At 69.0% G+C, this 17,485-nt stretch carries 12 protein-coding genes; 10 read left to right on the top strand and 2 right to left on the bottom strand.

What is annotated here, in order from left to right; all coding sequences use genetic code 11:
* Positions 1-124: 124 nt before the first annotated feature.
* Entirely contained in the window at positions 125-1,273 is a 1,149-nt protein-coding gene (gene rffA / locus ACOZ38_RS13475; protein WP_424530799.1) for a dTDP-4-amino-4,6-dideoxygalactose transaminase, read from the top strand.
* 2 nt (positions 1,274-1,275) lie between these two features.
* A complete protein-coding gene (locus ACOZ38_RS13470; RefSeq protein WP_424530797.1) occupies positions 1,276-2,031 on the top strand; it encodes a GNAT family N-acetyltransferase in 756 nt (251 codons plus the stop codon).
* A gap of 8 nt (positions 2,032-2,039) precedes the next feature.
* On the opposite strand, the gene ACOZ38_RS13465 is transcribed toward ACOZ38_RS13470, so the two are convergent.
* On the bottom strand, positions 2,040-3,005 hold the full coding sequence (locus ACOZ38_RS13465; protein ID WP_424537001.1) for a glycosyltransferase family 2 protein: 966 nt from the start codon (positions 3,003-3,005) through the stop codon (positions 2,040-2,042).
* A 213-nt stretch (positions 3,006-3,218) separates the two neighbouring features.
* On the opposite strand from ACOZ38_RS13465, the gene ACOZ38_RS13460 reads away from it, so the two are divergent.
* Genes ACOZ38_RS13460 through ACOZ38_RS13440 form a run of 5 tightly spaced genes read left to right on the top strand, consistent with a single transcriptional unit; the run spans position 3,219 to position 7,996 of the window.
* Positions 3,219-4,286 (top strand): glucose-1-phosphate thymidylyltransferase, encoded by a 1,068-nt coding sequence (locus tag ACOZ38_RS13460; RefSeq protein ID WP_424530795.1) that lies wholly within the window; start codon positions 3,219-3,221, stop codon positions 4,284-4,286.
* Positions 4,283-5,260, top strand: a complete 978-nt coding sequence (rfbB, locus tag ACOZ38_RS13455; RefSeq protein WP_424530794.1) for a dTDP-glucose 4,6-dehydratase — start codon at positions 4,283-4,285, stop codon at positions 5,258-5,260. The genes ACOZ38_RS13460 and rfbB overlap by 4 nt, the downstream gene beginning before the upstream one ends.
* 15 nt (positions 5,261-5,275) lie before the next feature.
* On the top strand, positions 5,276-6,028 hold the full coding sequence (locus tag ACOZ38_RS13450) for a class I SAM-dependent methyltransferase (protein WP_405146822.1): 753 nt from the start codon (positions 5,276-5,278) through the stop codon (positions 6,026-6,028).
* Positions 6,018-7,010 (top strand): fatty acid desaturase, encoded by a 993-nt coding sequence (locus ACOZ38_RS13445; protein ID WP_424530792.1) that lies wholly within the window; start codon positions 6,018-6,020, stop codon positions 7,008-7,010. Before ACOZ38_RS13450 ends, ACOZ38_RS13445 begins: the two co-directional genes overlap by 11 nt.
* Positions 7,007-7,996 (top strand): class I SAM-dependent methyltransferase, encoded by a 990-nt coding sequence (locus ACOZ38_RS13440; RefSeq protein ID WP_424530790.1) that lies wholly within the window; start codon positions 7,007-7,009, stop codon positions 7,994-7,996. Before ACOZ38_RS13445 ends, ACOZ38_RS13440 begins: the two co-directional genes overlap by 4 nt.
* 96 nt (positions 7,997-8,092) lie before the next feature.
* On the opposite strand, the gene ACOZ38_RS13435 is transcribed toward ACOZ38_RS13440, so the two are convergent.
* The gene (locus ACOZ38_RS13435; RefSeq protein WP_424530789.1) at positions 8,093-11,728 is read right to left on the bottom strand and encodes a DUF4082 domain-containing protein; all 3,636 of its coding nucleotides are present in this window, start codon (positions 11,726-11,728) and stop codon (positions 8,093-8,095) included.
* 374 nt (positions 11,729-12,102) lie between these two features.
* Between ACOZ38_RS13435 and ACOZ38_RS13430 the strand changes: the two genes are divergently transcribed.
* The 3 genes from ACOZ38_RS13430 (at position 12,103) to ACOZ38_RS13420 (ending at position 17,479) form a co-directional block, all read left to right on the top strand.
* On the top strand, positions 12,103-13,086 hold the full coding sequence (locus ACOZ38_RS13430) for a methyltransferase domain-containing protein (protein WP_424530788.1): 984 nt from the start codon (positions 12,103-12,105) through the stop codon (positions 13,084-13,086).
* Positions 13,087-15,018 (top strand): asparagine synthase (glutamine-hydrolyzing), encoded by a 1,932-nt coding sequence (gene asnB, locus ACOZ38_RS13425; RefSeq protein ID WP_424530787.1) that lies wholly within the window; start codon positions 13,087-13,089, stop codon positions 15,016-15,018. It abuts the gene before it with no gap.
* 148 nt (positions 15,019-15,166) lie between these two features.
* A complete protein-coding gene (locus ACOZ38_RS13420; RefSeq protein WP_424530785.1) occupies positions 15,167-17,479 on the top strand; it encodes a hypothetical protein in 2,313 nt (770 codons plus the stop codon).
* The last annotated feature ends 6 nt before the right edge of the window (positions 17,480-17,485 follow it).

Here is a 17,485-nt window from a genome sequence, read left to right as displayed (position 1 = left end):
GCACCGGGGTGAGCCGGGAGGGCGGCTCCGCGATGTGGGCGTAAGGCTTGGGTAAGAGCTTTCCACGCGGTGCGGTCACCTCGCGTGTCGGCAAGTCCGGTCATTGTTCAATGCGATGGTGAGCATGACCGGTCTTGCGACCATTCCATTCAATCGACCGCATATCTCGAAGAACGAGCTCCCTTACCTCGCGGAGGTCCTGCGCCAGGGATCCACCTCCGGCGACGGGCCGTTCACCCGGCGGGCCGCCGAACTTCTGCGGGAGATGACGGGGTCGTGCAAGGTCCTGCTGACCACGTCCTGCACTCACGCGCTGGAGATGTCGGCGATCCTGCTCGATCTGCGACCCGGCGACGAGGTGATTGTGCCGTCGTTCACCTTCGTGTCGGCGGCCAACGCCTACGCCCTGCGCGGGGCGGTGCCGGTGTTCGTCGACTGCAGGCCCGACACCCTCAACCTCGACGAGAGGCTGGTCGAGGCCGCGATCAGCGACCGCACCCGGGCCATCGTGGTCGTCCACTACGCCGGTGTCGCCTGCGCGATGGAGGCCATGGGCGAGATCGCCGAGCGGCACGGCCTCACTCTGATCGAGGACAACGCGCACGGGCTCGGCGGGTACTACCGGGGGCGGCCGCTCGGGTCGTTCGGCCGCATGGCCGCGCAGAGCTTCCACGAGACGAAGAACGTGCAGTGCGGCGAGGGCGGCGCGCTGCTACTCAACGATGCCGCCCTGGTGGCCCCAGCCGAGATCGTCCGGGAGAAGGGCACGGACCGCAGCCGGTTCTTCCGCGGCCAGGTGGACAAGTACCGGTGGATCGACATCGGCTCCAGCTATCTGCCGTCCGACGTGCTCGCCGCGCAACTGACCTCCCAGCTGGAGTGCTTCGACGACATCCAGTTCCGCCGCCACGCCATCTGGCGCCGGTACCACGAGGAACTGGCGGGCTGGGCGGCGAAGCACGAGGTCTCCCAGCCGGTGGTCCCGGATGGTTGCGAGCATCCGGCCCATCTGTACTACCTGCTCCTCCCTGACCTGCGGAACCGCCAGGCGCTCATCGACCACCTGGCCGGCAGGGGCGTACAGGCGGCGTTCCACTACCAGCCGCTGCACACCGCTCCCGCCGCCCTGCGGTACGGGCGCGTGGCCCCGGGCGGCTGCCCCGTCACCGAGCAGGTCGCCGACCGCCTGGTACGGCTGCCGCTGTTCGCCGATCTCAGCGAGGCCGGGGTGGCACGGGTGATCGACGCCGTCCAGACTTACAAGATGCGCTGACGGTGGGGCGTGACGGGCTCGGCGCGCGGGCCGTGGCCTCACCTCTGGAGTCCGCTCGTTTCGGGTGTTCGGTCGATCGTCTCACCGTCCACCCCGAGCATCCCTCCTCGTTCCCCACGGTCCGGGAAGCCGTGCTCGGGTCCGCGGCGGACGTCATCGTGCTCCGTTACCCGGCGGACCGGGTCGACTGGTTCGCGAAGCTCGCCATGCTCGGCCGCACCGCGATATTCGCCGACTCCCTTTCGTACTGGCGTCTGCGGGCGGGAGAGGGCCGCCGGCCCGAGCCGTCACAGGGCCTGCGGACGACCAGGATCACCGACGCGGCCGCCGTGGCCTCGCTCGTGTCCGGGATCTTCGCCGCTTACGGCAGTCACTACTCGGCCAATCCCCTGTTCGGCGCCACCGAGGCACTCGCCGGCTACCAGGAATGGGCGCTGAGGTCCGCCGCCGAGGGAAGATGCCTCGCGCTCGGGACCGCGGCCGCGGACGCCTACCTCGGGCTCGCGACGCTGGATGAGCGGGGTCCGCGGACGGAGATCCTGCTCGCCGGGGTGGTGCCCGAGGCGCAGGGGCGCGGCCTGTACGCGCACCTGCTGAAGGGGATCGAGGACGGCACGCTGGCCCGCGGCGCCGAAGAGATCCTCATCTCCACCCAGGGGCACAACACCCGGGTGCAGAAGGCGTGGGCGAGATACGGGTTCGAGCCCGTGCGGGCCGTCCTCACGGTTCACCTGGTCAAGAGCAGGCTCATCCCCTGAACGCTGTGCTACTTGACTCCGCCCGGCTGCCAGGGGACGTCGGCGGAGGCCGGTGAGCCGGCACGTTCACGCACCACATAGGTGGGCCGGCCCATGCCGTTGCCGTGAATCCGGCCGACGTACTCGCCGAGGACTCCGATGGACAGCAGCTGGGCGGAGGAGAAGATGGCGACCATCGAGGCGATCGTGGTGAATCCGGCCACCGTGGTGTCGCCCGCGAGGAAGCTCCACAGAACGGCGCAGCCGAGGAGCAGGCCCACGACACCGACGAGGAACCCGAGGCAGCTCGCCACCCGGAGGGGCGTGGTGCTGTAACCGACGAGCATGTTCATCGCGTGCCGGACGAGCAGGCGCGGCGTGTAGGCGGATCGCCCGTGGTGGCGCTCGCTCATATGGACCTTGACCGAGCCCACCCGCGTGGTCGCCCAGGACAGAGCCACATCGATGGACGCGTGTGGTCCCGACAGCTCCTCGAATCCGTCGCGCAGGCACGTACGGAAGGCGCGGAAGGCGCTGATCGCGCGGGCGGCGCGCACTCCCAGCGCGACCGCCATGGCGCCCTTCACCGACCGGGACGCGAGGCTTCGCACGGACCCGTGCTCCTCCTCGTGCGGTACGCCGTACACCAGATCGAGCCGGTCGCCTTCGAGAGTGGCCAGCAGGAGCGGAATCTGCTCCGGCAGGTGCTGCAGGTCGTCGTCCATCGTGACGACGACGTCGAACACCGCCTCCCTGATGCCCGCCACGAGGGCGTTGTGCTGGCCGTAGTTGCGCGAGAGATGGATCGCGCGGACGGCGCCGACCCGGGAGGCGAGCTCGGCGGCGGTCCTCCAGGTGTCGTCCGGGCTTCCGTCGACGACGAGGATCACCTCGTGGCGGACGGAGAGCTGACGGAGAACCGGCATGAGCCTGCCCACCAGCGCCGGAAGAGTTCTCGCGGAGCGGTAACACGGTATGACGACCGACACCGACATTGATCCCCCGATCATCTCCCAGAAGCCGGCCACAATCCTCTCTCGTGGACCTTCCGCGGTCGCGGGAAGGCATGCCTGGTACCGGCAACCCGGCGCACATTCTTCGGCAAAGGCGGACGTCGTCCGGGAGCTCTGAATCCGGTCGGCCATAGATTCGGGCCGACAGCCGGCCCACCGTGGCCATGTGTTCCTCGGGGAAGGATGAGGTCAGCGATGAAGGCGCTCGTTCTGGCCGGCGGCAAGGGTACGAGGCTACGTCCGCTGACCCACACCTCGGCGAAGCAGCTCGTTCCCGTCGCCAACAAACCGGTGCTCTACTACGGGCTGGAAGCGATCAGGAACGCCGGAATCACCCAGGTGGGCATCATCATCGGCAGCACCGGCCGGGAGGTTCGCGACGCCGTCGGCGACGGCTCGGCGTTCGGCCTCGACGTCACCTACATCCAGCAGGAGGCCCCCCTCGGGCTCGCCCACTGCGTGCTCATCGCACGGGAGTTCCTCGCCGACGAGCCCTTCGTGATGTACCTGGGCGACAACTTCCTGGTGGGCGGCATCACCGATCTGGTCGACGCCTTCCGCGAGGGCGACTACGACGCCCAGATCCTGGTCACCAAGGTCACGGAACCGCAGTTCTACGGGGTCGCCGAGCTCGGGCCGGGAGGCGAGATCCTCGCGCTTGCGGAGAAGCCGGACAATCCACGCAGTGACCTCGCGATCGTCGGCGTCTACACCTTCTCCCCCCGGATCCACGAAGCGGTCCGGGCGATCTCGCCGTCCGCGCGCGGCGAGCTGGAGATCACGGACGCGATCACGTGGCTCGTCGACAACGGCTTCCGGGTTCATTCGCACCTCGTCAGCGGCTACTGGAAGGACACCGGCCGCCTGCAGGACATGCTGGAATGCAACCGCATCGTCCTGGAGGCCATCGACCCGCGGACGCACGGAACCGTGGACGAGCTGTCGGACGTCACGGGGCGCGTTGTCATCGAGGCGGGGGCCTCGGTACGGAACTCGGTGATCCGCGGCCCCGCGCTCATCGGCGCCCACGCCCGGATCAGCGGCTCGTACGTCGGCCCCTACACCTCGATCGGGAACAGTTGCGTGGTGGAGGACGCGGAGGTGGAGTACGCCATCGTTCTGCAGGACTCCACCATCAGGGGGGTCTCACGGCTGACGTACTCCCTCATCGGCCGCAACGTCGAGATCACCCGGTCCGAAGGCGTGCCCAACACGCTCCAGCTCATGGTCGGCGACCACAGCAGGGTGCAGGTGCGGGCATGAAGATCCTGGTCACCGGCGGGGCCGGGTTCATCGGCTCCCACTATGTGCGGTCACTGCTGTCCGGCGCCTACCCCGCCTGGGACGACGCTCACGTGACGGTGCTGGACAAACTCACGTACGCGGGCAACGAGGCGAACCTCCAGTCCGTCGCCGGACACCCGCGCTACGCCTTCACGAAGGGGGACATCGCCGACGCCCGGCTGCTCGGCGAGGTGGTGCCCGGCCATGACGCGATCGTGAACTTCGCGGCGGAGACACATGTCGACCGGTCGATAACCGGCGCCGCGGACTTCGTGGTGACCAACGTGCAGGGCACCCAGCGGCTCCTGCAGGCGGCGCTGGAGGCCGGCGTGTCCACCGTCGTCCACGTCTCCACGGACGAGGTGTACGGGTCCGTCGCCGTGGGGTCCTGGAGCGAGTCGGCGCCCCTGCTCCCCAACTCGCCCTACTCGGCGGCGAAGGCGGGAGCCGACCTTCTGTGCCGCGCCTACCACCAGACCTACGGACTCGATGTGCGGGTCACCCGCTGCTCCAACAACTACGGCCCCTACCAGCACCCCGAGAAGGTGATCCCGCTGTTCGTCACCAACCTGGTCGACGGGCTGCGGGTCCCCCTGTACGGCGACGGCGGCCACGTGCGCGAGTGGCTCCACGTCGACGACCACTGCCAGGGCATCCAGCTCGTGCTGGAAAAGGGCCGGCCCGGCGAGATCTACAACATCGGCGGCGGGGTGGAACTCACCAACCGGGCGCTCGCCGAACGGCTGCTCGCCGCGTTCGGCGTGAGCCAGGAGAGGATCGCCCGCGTGCCGGACAGGCTCGGCCACGACCGGCGCTACTCCGTGAACAGCGCCAAGATCCGGGCGATGGGGTTCGAACCCCGGGTCGACTTCGAGCGGGGGCTGGCGGAGGTCGTGGCCTGGTACCGCGATCGCCTGGACTGGTGGCGCCCGCTGAAGACAACCGGTCACTGATCGTTTGGAGGGGACATGGAGGCCACAGAGATCCGCCGCACGTTCGAACTCGAGGACCGGCACTGGTGGTTCCGCGAGCGACGTGCCATCCTCGCCCGTGAGCTGCGCCGGCTCGGCAGGCCGGGCCGGGCGCTGGACATCGGTGCGGCCGGGGGTGGTAACACCCGCGTTCTCATCGAGCACGGGTGGGACGCGCTGGTCGCGGACTTCTCGGAGACCGCCGTGCAACTCGCGCGCACGCGCGGCCTGTCGGCGATCCACGCCGACGCGAGGCACCTGCCTCTCCCCGACGAGCACTTCGACCTCGTCCTGGCGTTCGACGTGCTGGAGCACATCGAGGAGGACGACAGGGCAGTCCGCGAGCTCGTACGCGTACTCCGGCCGGGAGGGACCGCGCTGATCACGGTGCCCTGCGACATGGCGCTCTGGTCGGCGCACGACGTCGCGTCGGGCCACTTCCGCCGCTACACCCGGGACGGGCTGCGCGCGCTGATGATCGGGGAATGCCTGGTCCTGGAGCGCATGTGGAGCTGGAACGTCCTGCTGAGGCCGATCGTCGCCCGCCGCAGGAAGCACATCTCCGGGTCCGACGTCATGGAGACGCCACCTCTCGTCAACATGGCCCTCTCCGCCGTGGTCGTGGCCGAGCGGTACCTGCCGGTCAGGTCGCTGCCGGGGGTCTCGCTGATCGCGAGAGCGCATCGCCCGTGCGACTCAGGGGCCTCCGGCCTCATGGCCTCCGACGCGGGAGAGTGGAATGCCGGCTGAGGTGACGGTCGCCGACATCGGCATGGTGCGGCCGTCCACCCTGGTCGACGCCTCGGGCCGGCGATACGTGGATTTCCGCCGTACTCTGCGCCCGCGCTGGGGCGTGGTGTGGGGAACCCTTCTCGCGGGGCACCTGGGACTCGCGCTGTCCGCGGCCGCGGTCGCATCACTGGGGAGCACCGCCGCCGGCAGGCTGCCGGCCGCGATGGCGCCGGCCGTCGCCGGCGGCCTCGCGATCGGCTTCTGCCTGCACTACCTGACGACCTACCTCCACGAAGGCGCCCACTACAACCTCGCACCTGCCCGCCGGGCCAGCGATGTGCTGACGAACGTCTTCGTCGGGAGCCTCGTCGGAATGGACGTCAGGGCGTACCGGAAGGTGCATTTCGATCACCATCGCTATCTCGGGACGACGCGGGACCCCGAGCGCAGCTACTTCCTTCCGCTCGATTCGCGGTTCCTCCTCGAAGGGGTCACCGGCATCCGCCTGGTCCGCGCCCTGAAGGAGTACCGCGAGACGATGAGGAGCAAGTCACCGGCCGCGGAGACCGGCAGGACCGCGTCCCTCGGCCCGGTGTTCCTGGCCGCCTGCCTGGTCAACGGCTCGATCGTCGGCTGCGCCCTGTGGCGGGGGGCGTTCGCGCTGGCCGTCTCCTGGGTGCTCGGCCAGCTCGTGTTCCTGCCACTGATCAACACGGTGCGCCAGGTGCTCGAACACCGCAGCGAGTTCGCCGATGACAGGACCGATTATCGGCGCGTCGCCCACGGGCCGGTGAACCGGCTCTTCGGCGGCGGCCCGTTCGCGACGGTCTTCGGCTCGGCGGGATTCAACCGCCACCTGCTGCACCACTGGGACCCGAGCGTGTCCTTCACCCGGCTCGGAGAAGTGGAGAGATTCCTGATGGGCACCGAGATCGCCCCTCTGCTGCGGCAGCGCCAGACCACCTACTACCGCGCCTGGCGCCAGCTGGACCGGATATGAGCGAGTCCACCGCGCCGCGGGCGGCGGGGGGCCGGTACAGCGGCGAGCCGGCGCCCACGTGCCCGGCGTGTGACGGTGACACGGCACGCCGGTGGACGCGGGCGCGCGACGTCGAGTACCGCACCACCGACGAGGAATTCGACTACTACCGCTGCGCCTCGTGCGGCGTCGTGTTCATCGACCCCATGCCGATCGACCGGCTCGGCCAGATCTATCCCCCGAACTACTACGCCTACAGCGCCGAGGAGCGGTCGTTCGTCCACCGGATCAAGGACGCCCTGGACGCCCTGCGCTTCCGCCGCATCCTGTCCGGGCTGTCCGGCACCCGCCTGAGCGTTCTGGACGTGGGCGGCGGAGACGGCCGGCAGCTCGACGTGGTACGCGGGCTCGACTCCCGCGTCACGTTCACGCAGGTCGTCGACCTCGACCCGGAAGCCCGCACCCGGGCCGTGTCGCGGGGACACCACTACTTCTGCGGCCGTGTCGAGGACTTCGCCACGGACGACCGGTTCGACCTCATCCTTCTCATCAACCTGATCGAGCACGTCAGCGAGCCTGGCGAGGTGCTGCGCACGCTGCGCCGCCATCTCACCCCTCAGGGCACGGTTCTGATCAAGACGCCGAACACCGACAGCTGGGACGCGCGGCTGTTCCGGCACCGCGACTGGGGTGGCTACCACTGCCCGAGGCACTGGGTCCTGTTCGACCGGCGGAACTTCACGAAGCTGGCCGAGGAGAGCGGGTTCGTCGTGCGCCGGTTCTCCTACACGCAGGGGGCGCCGTTCTGGAGCACCAGCGTGCTGGCCGCGCTGGCGCGCCGGGGGTGGGTGACGATATCGGCCGAGCGGCCGGTGACGCGGCACCCGCTGTTCCCGCTGCTCGCCTCCGTGTTCGCGGGCCTGGACCTGGTGAGGATGAGGATGGGCGGGCGCCCCTCCCAGATGTTCCTCGAACTGGTGCCGGTCAACTACGGCAGCCGCCCGTAGGTAGCGCTGCAGGACCCTGGCCCGGCGCCGTCTCCCCGCCCGCCACCTGGCGTCTCCTCCCCCCTCCCCCGTCTCAGGGGGAGGGGGGACCCGCGGCTAACTGCTGGGGTCGAACAGCACGTCGACCCAGTAGTTGGTGGCCTGGTAGGAGTTCGACGGGAACGTGTTCGTCCCGCTGTAGTTGTACACGCCGTTGCCGCCGGACGCGCCGTCGGCCGGCGCGAGGAGCGGGTTGTTCGTGTACTGGGTGTTGAAGTACTGCAGTGTGTACGAGAAGTGCCCGGTCGTCGTGTTGTACGAGGCGACGTAGGTGGTGCCCGCCGTCACCGGGACAGGAGTGTCGAAGAACACCTGCTGCCAGCCGGAGGCGGTCTCGTTGCTGAAGGTCGCGCTGGCGAGCAACTGGCCGTCGGTGGTCCACAGGCTGCCGATATGGGTGCCGACGTTGAGCGAGCCCTTGTAGAACCGGATGCCCCTGATCGTCCCGCTGGTGGTCGCCTGGAACTTCACTCCCAGCACGACCGGACTGGGATCGGTATGCGAGTCGACGGCGGGAACCGCCGAGTTGTCCCACAGGCTGTTGGACGGCGCGAACACCACGTCGACCCAGTAGTTGGTGGCCTGGTAGGAGTTCGAGGGAAACGTGTTGGTCGCGTTGTAGTTGTACACCCCGTTACCCCCCTGCGCGCCGTTCGCCAGCGCCAGGAGCGGCGGGTTGCTGTACTGGGTGTTGAAGTACTGCAACGTGTACGGGAAATGTCCCGACGCCGTAAAGGCGGACGCGATGTAGGTGGTGCCGGCCGTGACCGAGATGGGCGTCGCGAAGTTCACCTGCTGCCAGCCCGACGCGGTCTCGTTGGTGAAGGTCGCGCTGGCGAGCAACTGGCCGCCGGTGGTCCACAGGCCGCCGATATGAGTGCCGGTGTTCTGCGCGCCCTTGTAGAACCGGATTCCCCTGATCTCTCCGGTGGTGTTCGCCTGGAACTTCACGCCGAGCGTGACGGGGGTGGAGTCCGGCGCGGCGCCGACGGCCGGAACCGCCGAGTTGTCCCACAGGCTGTTGGACGGCGTGTAGACCACGTCGACCCAGTAGTTGGTGGCCTGGTACGTGCTCGTGGGGAAGACGCTGGTCGCTCCGTACTGGTAGACGCCGTTGCCCCCGTCGACACCGTTGGCGAGCGCCGTGAGCGCTCCGTTCACCACGCCTGTCTGGAAATAGGAGAGGTCGTAGGAGTACCTGCCATTCGGCGCGAAGTAGGAGGCGACGTAGGTGGTGTTGATGCTCACCGGGACGGGCACCGAGAAGTTCACCTGCTGCCAGCCGGACGCGGTCTCGTTGGTGAACGTCGCGGTGGCCAGCAACTGTCCCGTGGAGGTCCAGAGTTCGCCCGTGTGCGTGCCCGTGTTCGTCGTGCCCTTGTAGAACCGGATGCCTCTGATGAACCCCGCGGTGGTCACGCGGAACTTCACGCCGAGCTCGACGGACTTCGTGTCGTTCGCCGAGACGATGGTGGGCACGGCCGTCGGCGGCCAGATCGTGCAGGGGCACTGCACGGTGACGTTGACGGTGATCGAGGTCGGGACCGCCTGGAGGTTGCCGATGTCGTCGACCGCCCGCACCATGATGGCGACCGGTCCGGAGATGTTGGGCGGGGCCCAGTCGTACTGCCAGTTGGTGAGCCCGGTGGCCTGGAACCACCGGGTGCCGCCGTCGAAGGAGATCTCGATGCCCGCCACGACCCCGCCACCCGTGTCGGCCGCCGTTCCCTGGACGGTGACGGTGGTGCCGCCCACCAAGGAGGCGCCGGTCGACGGACTGCTGATCGCCGAGGTCGGAGGAGCGGTGTCCGTCGACTGGGTGGCCGGGACCAGACCAGGTTGCAGCGTGACCGGCTGGCAGTTGCACAGGTCGGCGAAGAGGTTCACCGTCGCCTGCTGCATGTCGATGCTGGTGGGGGTGCCCGGATAGGTGTGGTTGGCGTCCAGCCCCCACGCCCACTGGACGGTGCCCGCCCCGAACACCAGAGAGCCGCTCGCGGTCTTGTAGAGCTTGAGACTGTGCGTGGCGACCCCGGCGCCGAACGTGCTGCCGAAGTCCAGCAGATACTGCGTCGGCTTCGCCAGGGTCGTGCTGGAAAGCTTCACGGGTCCCGGCTGCATGAATCCGTTGTCGGGGGCCTCGTCCCACTCGAAGCCGAGCGTCCCCGCCGGGAAGGTCGCCACCTGGCCCGGCTGGAGGTTCGCGACGGAGGTGTTCCGCCACAGCCGCATCTGGGCGAAGGTGGCGGGCACGGTCATCGAGTCGTTCACGACGCCGTTCACCATGAACAACGTCCCCGTCACGGCGTTCTCCGGTCTTCCGCCGTTGGACGGCGGGGAGAAACGCGGATCGCGCCACGTCCCGGTCCACTGAGGGCTCGGATCGATCTTGGCGTTGGCGTGTGTCTCCTTGTAGCAGACCATCGTGCGGAACGCGGTCGACGTGCCGTCGATGCTGGGCTCCCACCTGGTCTTCCAGAACATCTCGTTCCCCGAGAAGAAGGCCAGATTGACCCCGTTATCTCGGGCGTTCTCCACATTTGTTCTCATATCGTCGGACCAGTACTCGTCGTGTCCGACGGACATGAAGACCTTGTGCTGGAGCAGGAGCGGTGCCCGTGCGGCGGTGTCGACACTCGAGAAGTAGCTGACGTCGTAGGCGTTGGCCTCCAGCCACCTGACCATGGGGTACTCGATGGTGAAGAACCATGTGTTGTTGTCGCCCAGGCAGCAGGTGCAGCAGTTCGTCGTGAACGGGCGGTTGTAGCTGACCTTGTAGGCGCGGCCGATCGGCGCGTTCCCGTAGTACAGGCTGTTCCCGCCGTAGGCGTTGTACGCCTGCCAGGCGGCGTCGGAGGTCTTGAACAGCAGCTCCGAGTTCCGGACGTCGTCCCGGAGCACGAAGATCACATGGCTGGCACCGGCCGTCCCGTCATCGCGGACCAGCTTGCCGATGTAGACGCCGGAGACGGCGGTGTTCGGCACCGCCCAGGACGCGGACACCGCCCAGTTGCCGCAGTCGACCAGGGCGGTCGCCGGGTCGGTCAGGCATGCCGGCTGCGTCTGCGGTAGCGGCACCGAGGGCTGAATCGTCGCGATCTTGCGCGCCCCCATGCCGCTGTAGTAACCGATGCGATAGATGTCCATGTGGTAGGCGGTCGCGTTGGTGTCGACCTTGAACTGCACGGTCTCGCCGATGTTGACGCTCATCTGCGTGGCGTAGCCCTGGATGTTGCTGTCACCGGCGCCGGGGACGTCCCACTCGGAGGCGGGGTTGCCCGGGAGGCTGTTCTCTATGCAGATGACGGAGGTCGGCGGGCAGGCGGCCGCGCGCCCGCCGCGTGCGCCTCCCTGCTGCTGCGCCCTCTGGAAGCCGACCCCTTTTCCCCGCCCGTGCGCCTTCTGGAAGCCGGCCGCCGCCTTCTCCAGGTTCCGCGTTCTCCGCAGGCTGCGCGCCACATCCTCGGGCCCCTGCGCCTTCGGGGATCGCGCCCGCTTCTTCGGCCCGCGCGAGTCCGCCGGCTTCTTCGTCCGGTGCGCCTTCCCGGAGCCGCCCGCCTTCTTCCCGGCGGCCGGGATGACCTCCGGCCGGACGTTGGCGACCCGGCCGGCGTTCGCGAGCGACTTCGTCGCCCGGCCGATTCCGAGAGGTCCGATGGCGGCCACGACCGCCCCGCAGACGAGCAACGCCACCCAGAGCGTCCACGTCCGTTTACGGACCTCCCGGGTATGCGGCCCGGTCGCGCGTGGGCGTGGCGAAGAAGGACGAAGAGGCCGAGTCGTGGTCATGCGCGCAAGCGTGGCAACCGCAGCATCACCCGAAGCACATGGACGCTCCGCCTCAACGCTATTCTTACCAGCCTTTGTCCAGGTCAAGAGGTCGCGCATTACCGGGCAAAAGGCGCGGATGCCGAAGTGGCGCGGTCTCTCGCCCGGTCACGGCGGCACGCCCGGAGACACGGCCACCACGTGAACGCAACTATGCGGTCACGTTCCGTAGTATGGGCTGGTAATCCAAGACCCGGCCGCGCGTGGCCCCTTTCCTTTCTCGCTGGATTGGCAGTCTGATGACGCTTTCGAAACATGTGCCCGGCGACACGGGTGTCGGGATTCCCTGGTACCACGCGCTGCGCTGCCCCCGCTGCCACGGTGCGCTTCGCAACGGGAGCGAGCTGCGCTGCGACGCGTGCCGGGTCGCGTACCCCATCGACCACGGCATCCCCCGGTTCGTTCCTCCGGACAACTACGCCGAAGGATTCGGATACCAGTGGAACCGGCATCGTCTGACGCAACTCGATTCCCATTCCGGCATGCCGATCTCCCGCGATCGGCTGCTGGGCGCGAGTGGCTGGACCGCCGGCGAGCTGCGCGGAAAGACGGTGCTCGAATGCGGTAGCGGCGCCGGGCGTTTCACCGAGGTGCTGTGCGAGACGGGTGCCCTCGTGACGTCGTTCGACATTTCGAGCGCCGTACACGCGAACGCCGCCTCGAACGGCCGTTTCCCCGACCTGCGGCTCGTCCAGGCCAGCATCTACGAAATGCCCTTCCCGGAGGAGTCGTTCGATTTCCTGTTCTGCTTCGGGGTCATCCAGCACACGCCCGACGTGGAACGCACGTTCAAGACGCTTTTCCGCTATCTGCGGCCGGGAGGCCGGTTCTGCATCGACGTGTACGCCGCGCTGATCGCCTATCCGCACCCGAGACAGCTGCTGCGGCCGTTCACCAGGAGCATTCCTCCGGCCAGGCTCTACGGGATGGTCGAGAGCGCCGTGCCACGGCTGCTGCCGATCTCCCTGGCCCTCGGCGCCGTCCCGAAGGCCGGGCCGTGCCTGGCACGCCTCGTCCCGGTGGCGACCCATCGCCATCTGGGTCTGAAGGACGCCCGGACGATGCGCAACTGGTCGGTGCTGGACACCTTCGACTGGCTCGCGCCGCGATACGAGAGACCGCAGACCCGCCGGCGTCTCGCGCGGTGGGCCAAGGACCTGGCCCTGCACGAGGTGTCGATCCAGCGGCGCCGCGGGCTTCACGTGATCCGCGGCGTCAAGTAGATGTGCGGGATAGCGGGGATGGCGTCCACGTCACGCCCCGACCCCGATCTCGTCCGGCGCATGTGCGACGTGATCGTTCACCGGGGTCCCGACGGCTCCGGCTTCCACGACGACGAGCACGCGTCGCTCGGCATGCGACGGCTCGCGATCATCGATGTGGCGAACGGCGACCAGCCCGTCTACAGCGAGAACGGCGATGTCGTCGCGGTCTTCAACGGCGAGATCTACAACTTCGCGGAGCTCCGGAAGGAACTCGCCCAGCAGGGACATCGCCTGCGCGGAGCCGGGGACTCCGAGTGCCTCGTCCATCTGTACGAGGAGTACGGCGCCGACATGGTGCACCGGCTCCGGGGCATGTTCGCCTTCGCCGTCTGGGACCGCGCCCGGCAGCGGCTGATCCTGGCCCGGGACCGCATCGGGAAGAAGCCGCTGTACTGGCGGTCCGACCGGGCCTCGATCTGGTTCGGATCCGAGCTGAAGTCCCTCGCGCAGGACCCCGCGATGCGCCGCGATGTGGATCCGGTCGCTCTGGATCACTACCTGACCTACCAGTACGTCCCCGCGCCCTGGTCGATCTATCAGGGCGTGCACAAGCTCCCGCCGGCGCACCTGCTCATCTGGGAGCAGGGCCGGGTGACGGTGCGGCGCTACTGGCGCCTCGACCGCGCGCCTGAGCCGGTGGTGGACGAGCGGGAGGCGGAGGAGCGGCTGCGTGAGCTGCTCCTGGAGGCCACCCGCGTCCGGATGGTGAGCGAGCGTCCCATCGGAGCGTTCCTGTCCGGCGGCATCGACTCGTCCGCGATCGTGGCCGCCATGGCCATGCAGAGCCGGGAGAAGGTCAAGACGTTCTGCGTCGGCTTCGAGGACAGCCGGTACGACGAACGCCACAAGGCGCGGATGGTGGCCGACCGGTACTCGACCGACCACCACGAGCTCGTCGTGACGTCCGACCTGCTGGACGTCCTGCCGCGCCTCGCCTGGCACTTCGACGAGCCCTTCGCCGACTCCTCGGCGATTCCGAGCTTCTACGTCGCGCGGATGAGCCGGCAGCACGTCACCGTCGTACTCAACGGGGACGGTGGCGACGAGTGCTTCGGCGGCTACCGGCGCTATGCCGTGATGAACCAGTCGAGAAGGATTCCACGCATGCCTCGCGCCCTCGCGGCCGCGACCGGCCGCGCCGGCTCTCTCATCGTCGAGCGGAGCGGGTTCGGATCCTTCGCCCGGCGCTTCGGCCGGACGTTGCAGTTCGCCGCGACGCCGCCCGCACGGCGCTATCCGCGCCTGATGTCGTGCTTCACACCGGAGCAGAAGTGGGAGATCTACAGCGACGCGCTCCGCGAGCGGCTGGCGGGCGTGGACAGCTACGGGCTGCTGGAGGATGCCTTCGACGCCTCGTCGGCGGACTCCGACCTCGGCCGTGTCCTCGATGTGGACACCGTCACCTACCTCCCCCACGACCTGCTGGTCAAGGTCGACATCACGACCATGGCCAACTCCCTGGAGGCCCGCTCCCCCTTTCTCGACCATCATCTGATGGAGTGGGCGGCACGCCTCCCCGCCGCGTACCAGGTGCGCGGCGGCCAGACCAAGGTGCTGCTCAAACGGGCCGTCGCCCCCTGGTTGCCGGAGAAGCTGATGCGCTATCCGAAGCAGGGGTTCGGCGTTCCCCTCGCCGCCTGGCTGCGCGGCGAGCTGCGTGAGCTGGCCCATGACGTGCTGACGGACGACACCGCCCGCGCCAGGGGCCTGTTCAGGCAGTCAACGGTCCGCGATCTGCTCCGGCGGCACCTCGACGGCGGCGATCACGGCGCTCGCCTGTGGACGCTCCTGCAGTTCGAGCTCTGGCACCGGGCGCACGCGGCCCCGAGCGGCGCCGTCACGGCCGAGGCGGTATGCCCCTCGTCCTCCTTGGCACCCGCGAAGGAGTGACCCCTCCCCGGCGTACGCGCGTGGCGACCACCGCCGTGTACCGCGATGGGTGACATCTCCTTTGGCGCGCATAAAGGAGTGACAAGGACATCGCCGGGCGCGGGCGTCCACGCCGCTCCGGGGTCACAGCGTCGCCAAGCTTGCACGCATGGCCCACACTCCGCCCGTTCAGGGCTCCCCGGCGAGCGCGCTCGAACCGGTGAGAACCGCCCAGGCGCACGAGCCACGCCGCCGGAGGCCGCCCCACCTCTCGGCGTGGCTGCCAGGGCTGTCCATGATGGTTCTCGTCGCGGCGGTACTGCGCCGATACGGCGTCTCCGTGCCGGACATGGCCGCCTTCGGCGCCTATGTCGCGGTGGGGCTGGCCCTTCCCGGCACGCTGCTCGTCCGGGCCCTGTACGGCGGAGCGCGCACGGCGGCGGAGGAGATCGCACTGGGGGTGACGCTCGGCTACAGCGTGGAGGTCATCCTCTACATCGGCGCACGCGCCGTCGGGATGCCATTGCTCGTGCTGGTGTGGCCGATCGCCGTCTCTGTGCTCTTCGCCGGCGTCCCCCGCCTGCGGCGGCACTGGCGACGTGGGCGCGAGGGGGAACGAGCACCTCTCTGGTGGTCATGGTGCCTCGCGCTGCTCTTCGCGTTCCTCGTCGTCTGGAGCGCTCTCAGCTTCTTCCGGACCCATGCCATCACGTGGCCGGAGCTCGGCGCCGCCTCCATCGACATGCCGTTCCACCTGGCTCTGGTCGGTGAGCTGAAGCACCATGTGCCCCCAATGGTGCCCATGGTGGCCGGCGAACCCCTGCTGTACCACTGGTTCGTCTACGCGCACCTCGCGGCGGCGAGCTGGATCACCGGGGTGGAGCCCCTGGTGCTGGTGTTCCGCCTGGCCATGCTGCCCATGCTGGCCGCTCTCGTCGTCCTGCTGGGGATGACCGGACGGCGCGTCACCGGCTCGTGGGCCGGAGGGGCGCTGACCGCGGCGGGCACGATCTTCGTCGCGGTGCCGAGCCTGTACCTGGGCACGAACGGGTCGTTCACCTGGGGAGGCGTCCCCGACCTCGCGTGGACGAGTCCTACCCAGACCTTCGGCGCCCTCCTGTTCGCCCCGGTCGTCCTCATCCTCATGGACGTCCTCGCGGGCCGGCGGCAGACCGCAGGTACGTGGGTCCTGCTCGGCGTCTTCCTCCTGGCGGTGATGGGGGGCAAGGCGTCCTATCTGCCGCTGCTCGCGGCGGGTCTGGCGGCGGTGGCCGTGGTGGAGGCGGTCAGGCGGCGCCGCGCGCCCTGGCCGGCGCTCGCGGCCCTCGGCATGACGACGGCACTTTGCCTCTATGCGCAATTCATCCTTTTCGGCGGCGTCCGGCAGGGTCTGGTCGTCTCCCCTCTCTTCACCATGCGCACGACATGGGGTGAGCTGACGGGGCTGGGAGACCAGGCCGACCCGCCGGTGGCGGCGGTCACCGGCATCACTCTCATATATGTACTGTGCTGGTTCGTCGTGCTGTGCGGCGTCCTTGGGTTGGCGAGCAGGCCGCGTTCGCTCGGACGGCCCGGGGTGGTCCTCCTGCTGGGCATCGGCGCGGCGGGCCTCGGCACGATGTTCCTGCTCGGGCATCCCGGCCGGAGCCAGCTCTTCTTCCTCTGGGGCGCCTACCCCTATCTGGTGACCGTCACGGTCCACGGGCTGCTCGTCCTGCTGCGGCGAGCGCGGGTCTCGCTCAGGTCGGTGCTGTGCTCGGCCGGCGCGGGGGTGGTCGCCGCCTACCTGATCCCGGTCGCCTGCGGGGTCAGGGTGCCCCTGAGCCCGGGTCAGGCGGACACGATTCTGTACCGTCCCTACGTCGCCCTGTCCGCCGTCGCCGTGGTGGTGTCGGTGGTCCTGATCGCCACGAGGGGAGCCCTTCGCGCGTGGGCTCTGGTGACCACCATGCTCACGGCCATCGGACTGCCCGCCGACCTGCACGCGCGCGTGCTGTCGACCGTGGACCGCCTCACCGGGCACGACCCTCCGGTGGCGGCCGTGCCCGTGGCCGCGCCGGCGGTCCCTCCGGGCGCCCTGACCGCCGGGCGGTGGCTCCGCGCCCACTCGGATCCGGACGACCTGGTGGCCACGAACGCCCACTGCCGCTGGGGATACGAGGACCCATGCGACAGCCGCCACTTCTGGGTGTCCGCGCTGAGCGAGCGGCGCGTACTGGTCGAGGGATGGACGTACACCGCGGCGAATCTGCGCGGCTGGCGTCAGGGACAGTCGCCGGAGCACATTCCCTTCTGGGACCAGGAGCTGCTCAGGGCGAACGACGCGGCCTTCACGGCGCCCTCCGAAGCCGTCCTCCAGCGCCTGCGCGACCGTTACGGCGTGCGCTGGCTCTTCTTCGAAGGAAGCCGGACCGTCCAGAACCCGGCTGCCGGAAGATTCGCGTTCCGGTCCGGCGACTACACCGTGTACGAGCTGAAGTGATCCACG

Source organism: Sphaerisporangium viridialbum (assembly GCF_049674955.1).
Classification (GTDB): domain Bacteria; phylum Actinomycetota; class Actinomycetes; order Streptosporangiales; family Streptosporangiaceae; genus Sphaerisporangium; species Sphaerisporangium viridialbum.
The sequence above is the reverse complement of the archived record's forward strand: the minus strand, read 5'-3'. Positions and strand labels throughout refer to the sequence as shown.

Coding starts and splice junctions, on each gene's coding strand:
- rffA (WP_424530799.1), top strand. CDS start 125: ATGACCGGTCTTGCGACCATTCCATTCAATCGACCGCATATCTCGAAG.
- ACOZ38_RS13465 (WP_424537001.1), bottom strand. CDS start 3,005: ATGTCGGTGTCGGTCGTCATACCGTGTTACCGCTCCGCGAGAACTCTT.
- ACOZ38_RS13460 (WP_424530795.1), top strand. CDS start 3,219: ATGAAGGCGCTCGTTCTGGCCGGCGGCAAGGGTACGAGGCTACGTCCG.
- rfbB (WP_424530794.1), top strand. CDS start 4,283: ATGAAGATCCTGGTCACCGGCGGGGCCGGGTTCATCGGCTCCCACTAT.
- ACOZ38_RS13450 (WP_405146822.1), top strand. CDS start 5,276: ATGGAGGCCACAGAGATCCGCCGCACGTTCGAACTCGAGGACCGGCAC.
- ACOZ38_RS13445 (WP_424530792.1), top strand. CDS start 6,018: ATGCCGGCTGAGGTGACGGTCGCCGACATCGGCATGGTGCGGCCGTCC.
- ACOZ38_RS13440 (WP_424530790.1), top strand. CDS start 7,007: ATGAGCGAGTCCACCGCGCCGCGGGCGGCGGGGGGCCGGTACAGCGGC.
- ACOZ38_RS13430 (WP_424530788.1), top strand. CDS start 12,103: ATGACGCTTTCGAAACATGTGCCCGGCGACACGGGTGTCGGGATTCCC.
- asnB (WP_424530787.1), top strand. CDS start 13,087: ATGTGCGGGATAGCGGGGATGGCGTCCACGTCACGCCCCGACCCCGAT.
- ACOZ38_RS13420 (WP_424530785.1), top strand. CDS start 15,167: ATGGCCCACACTCCGCCCGTTCAGGGCTCCCCGGCGAGCGCGCTCGAA.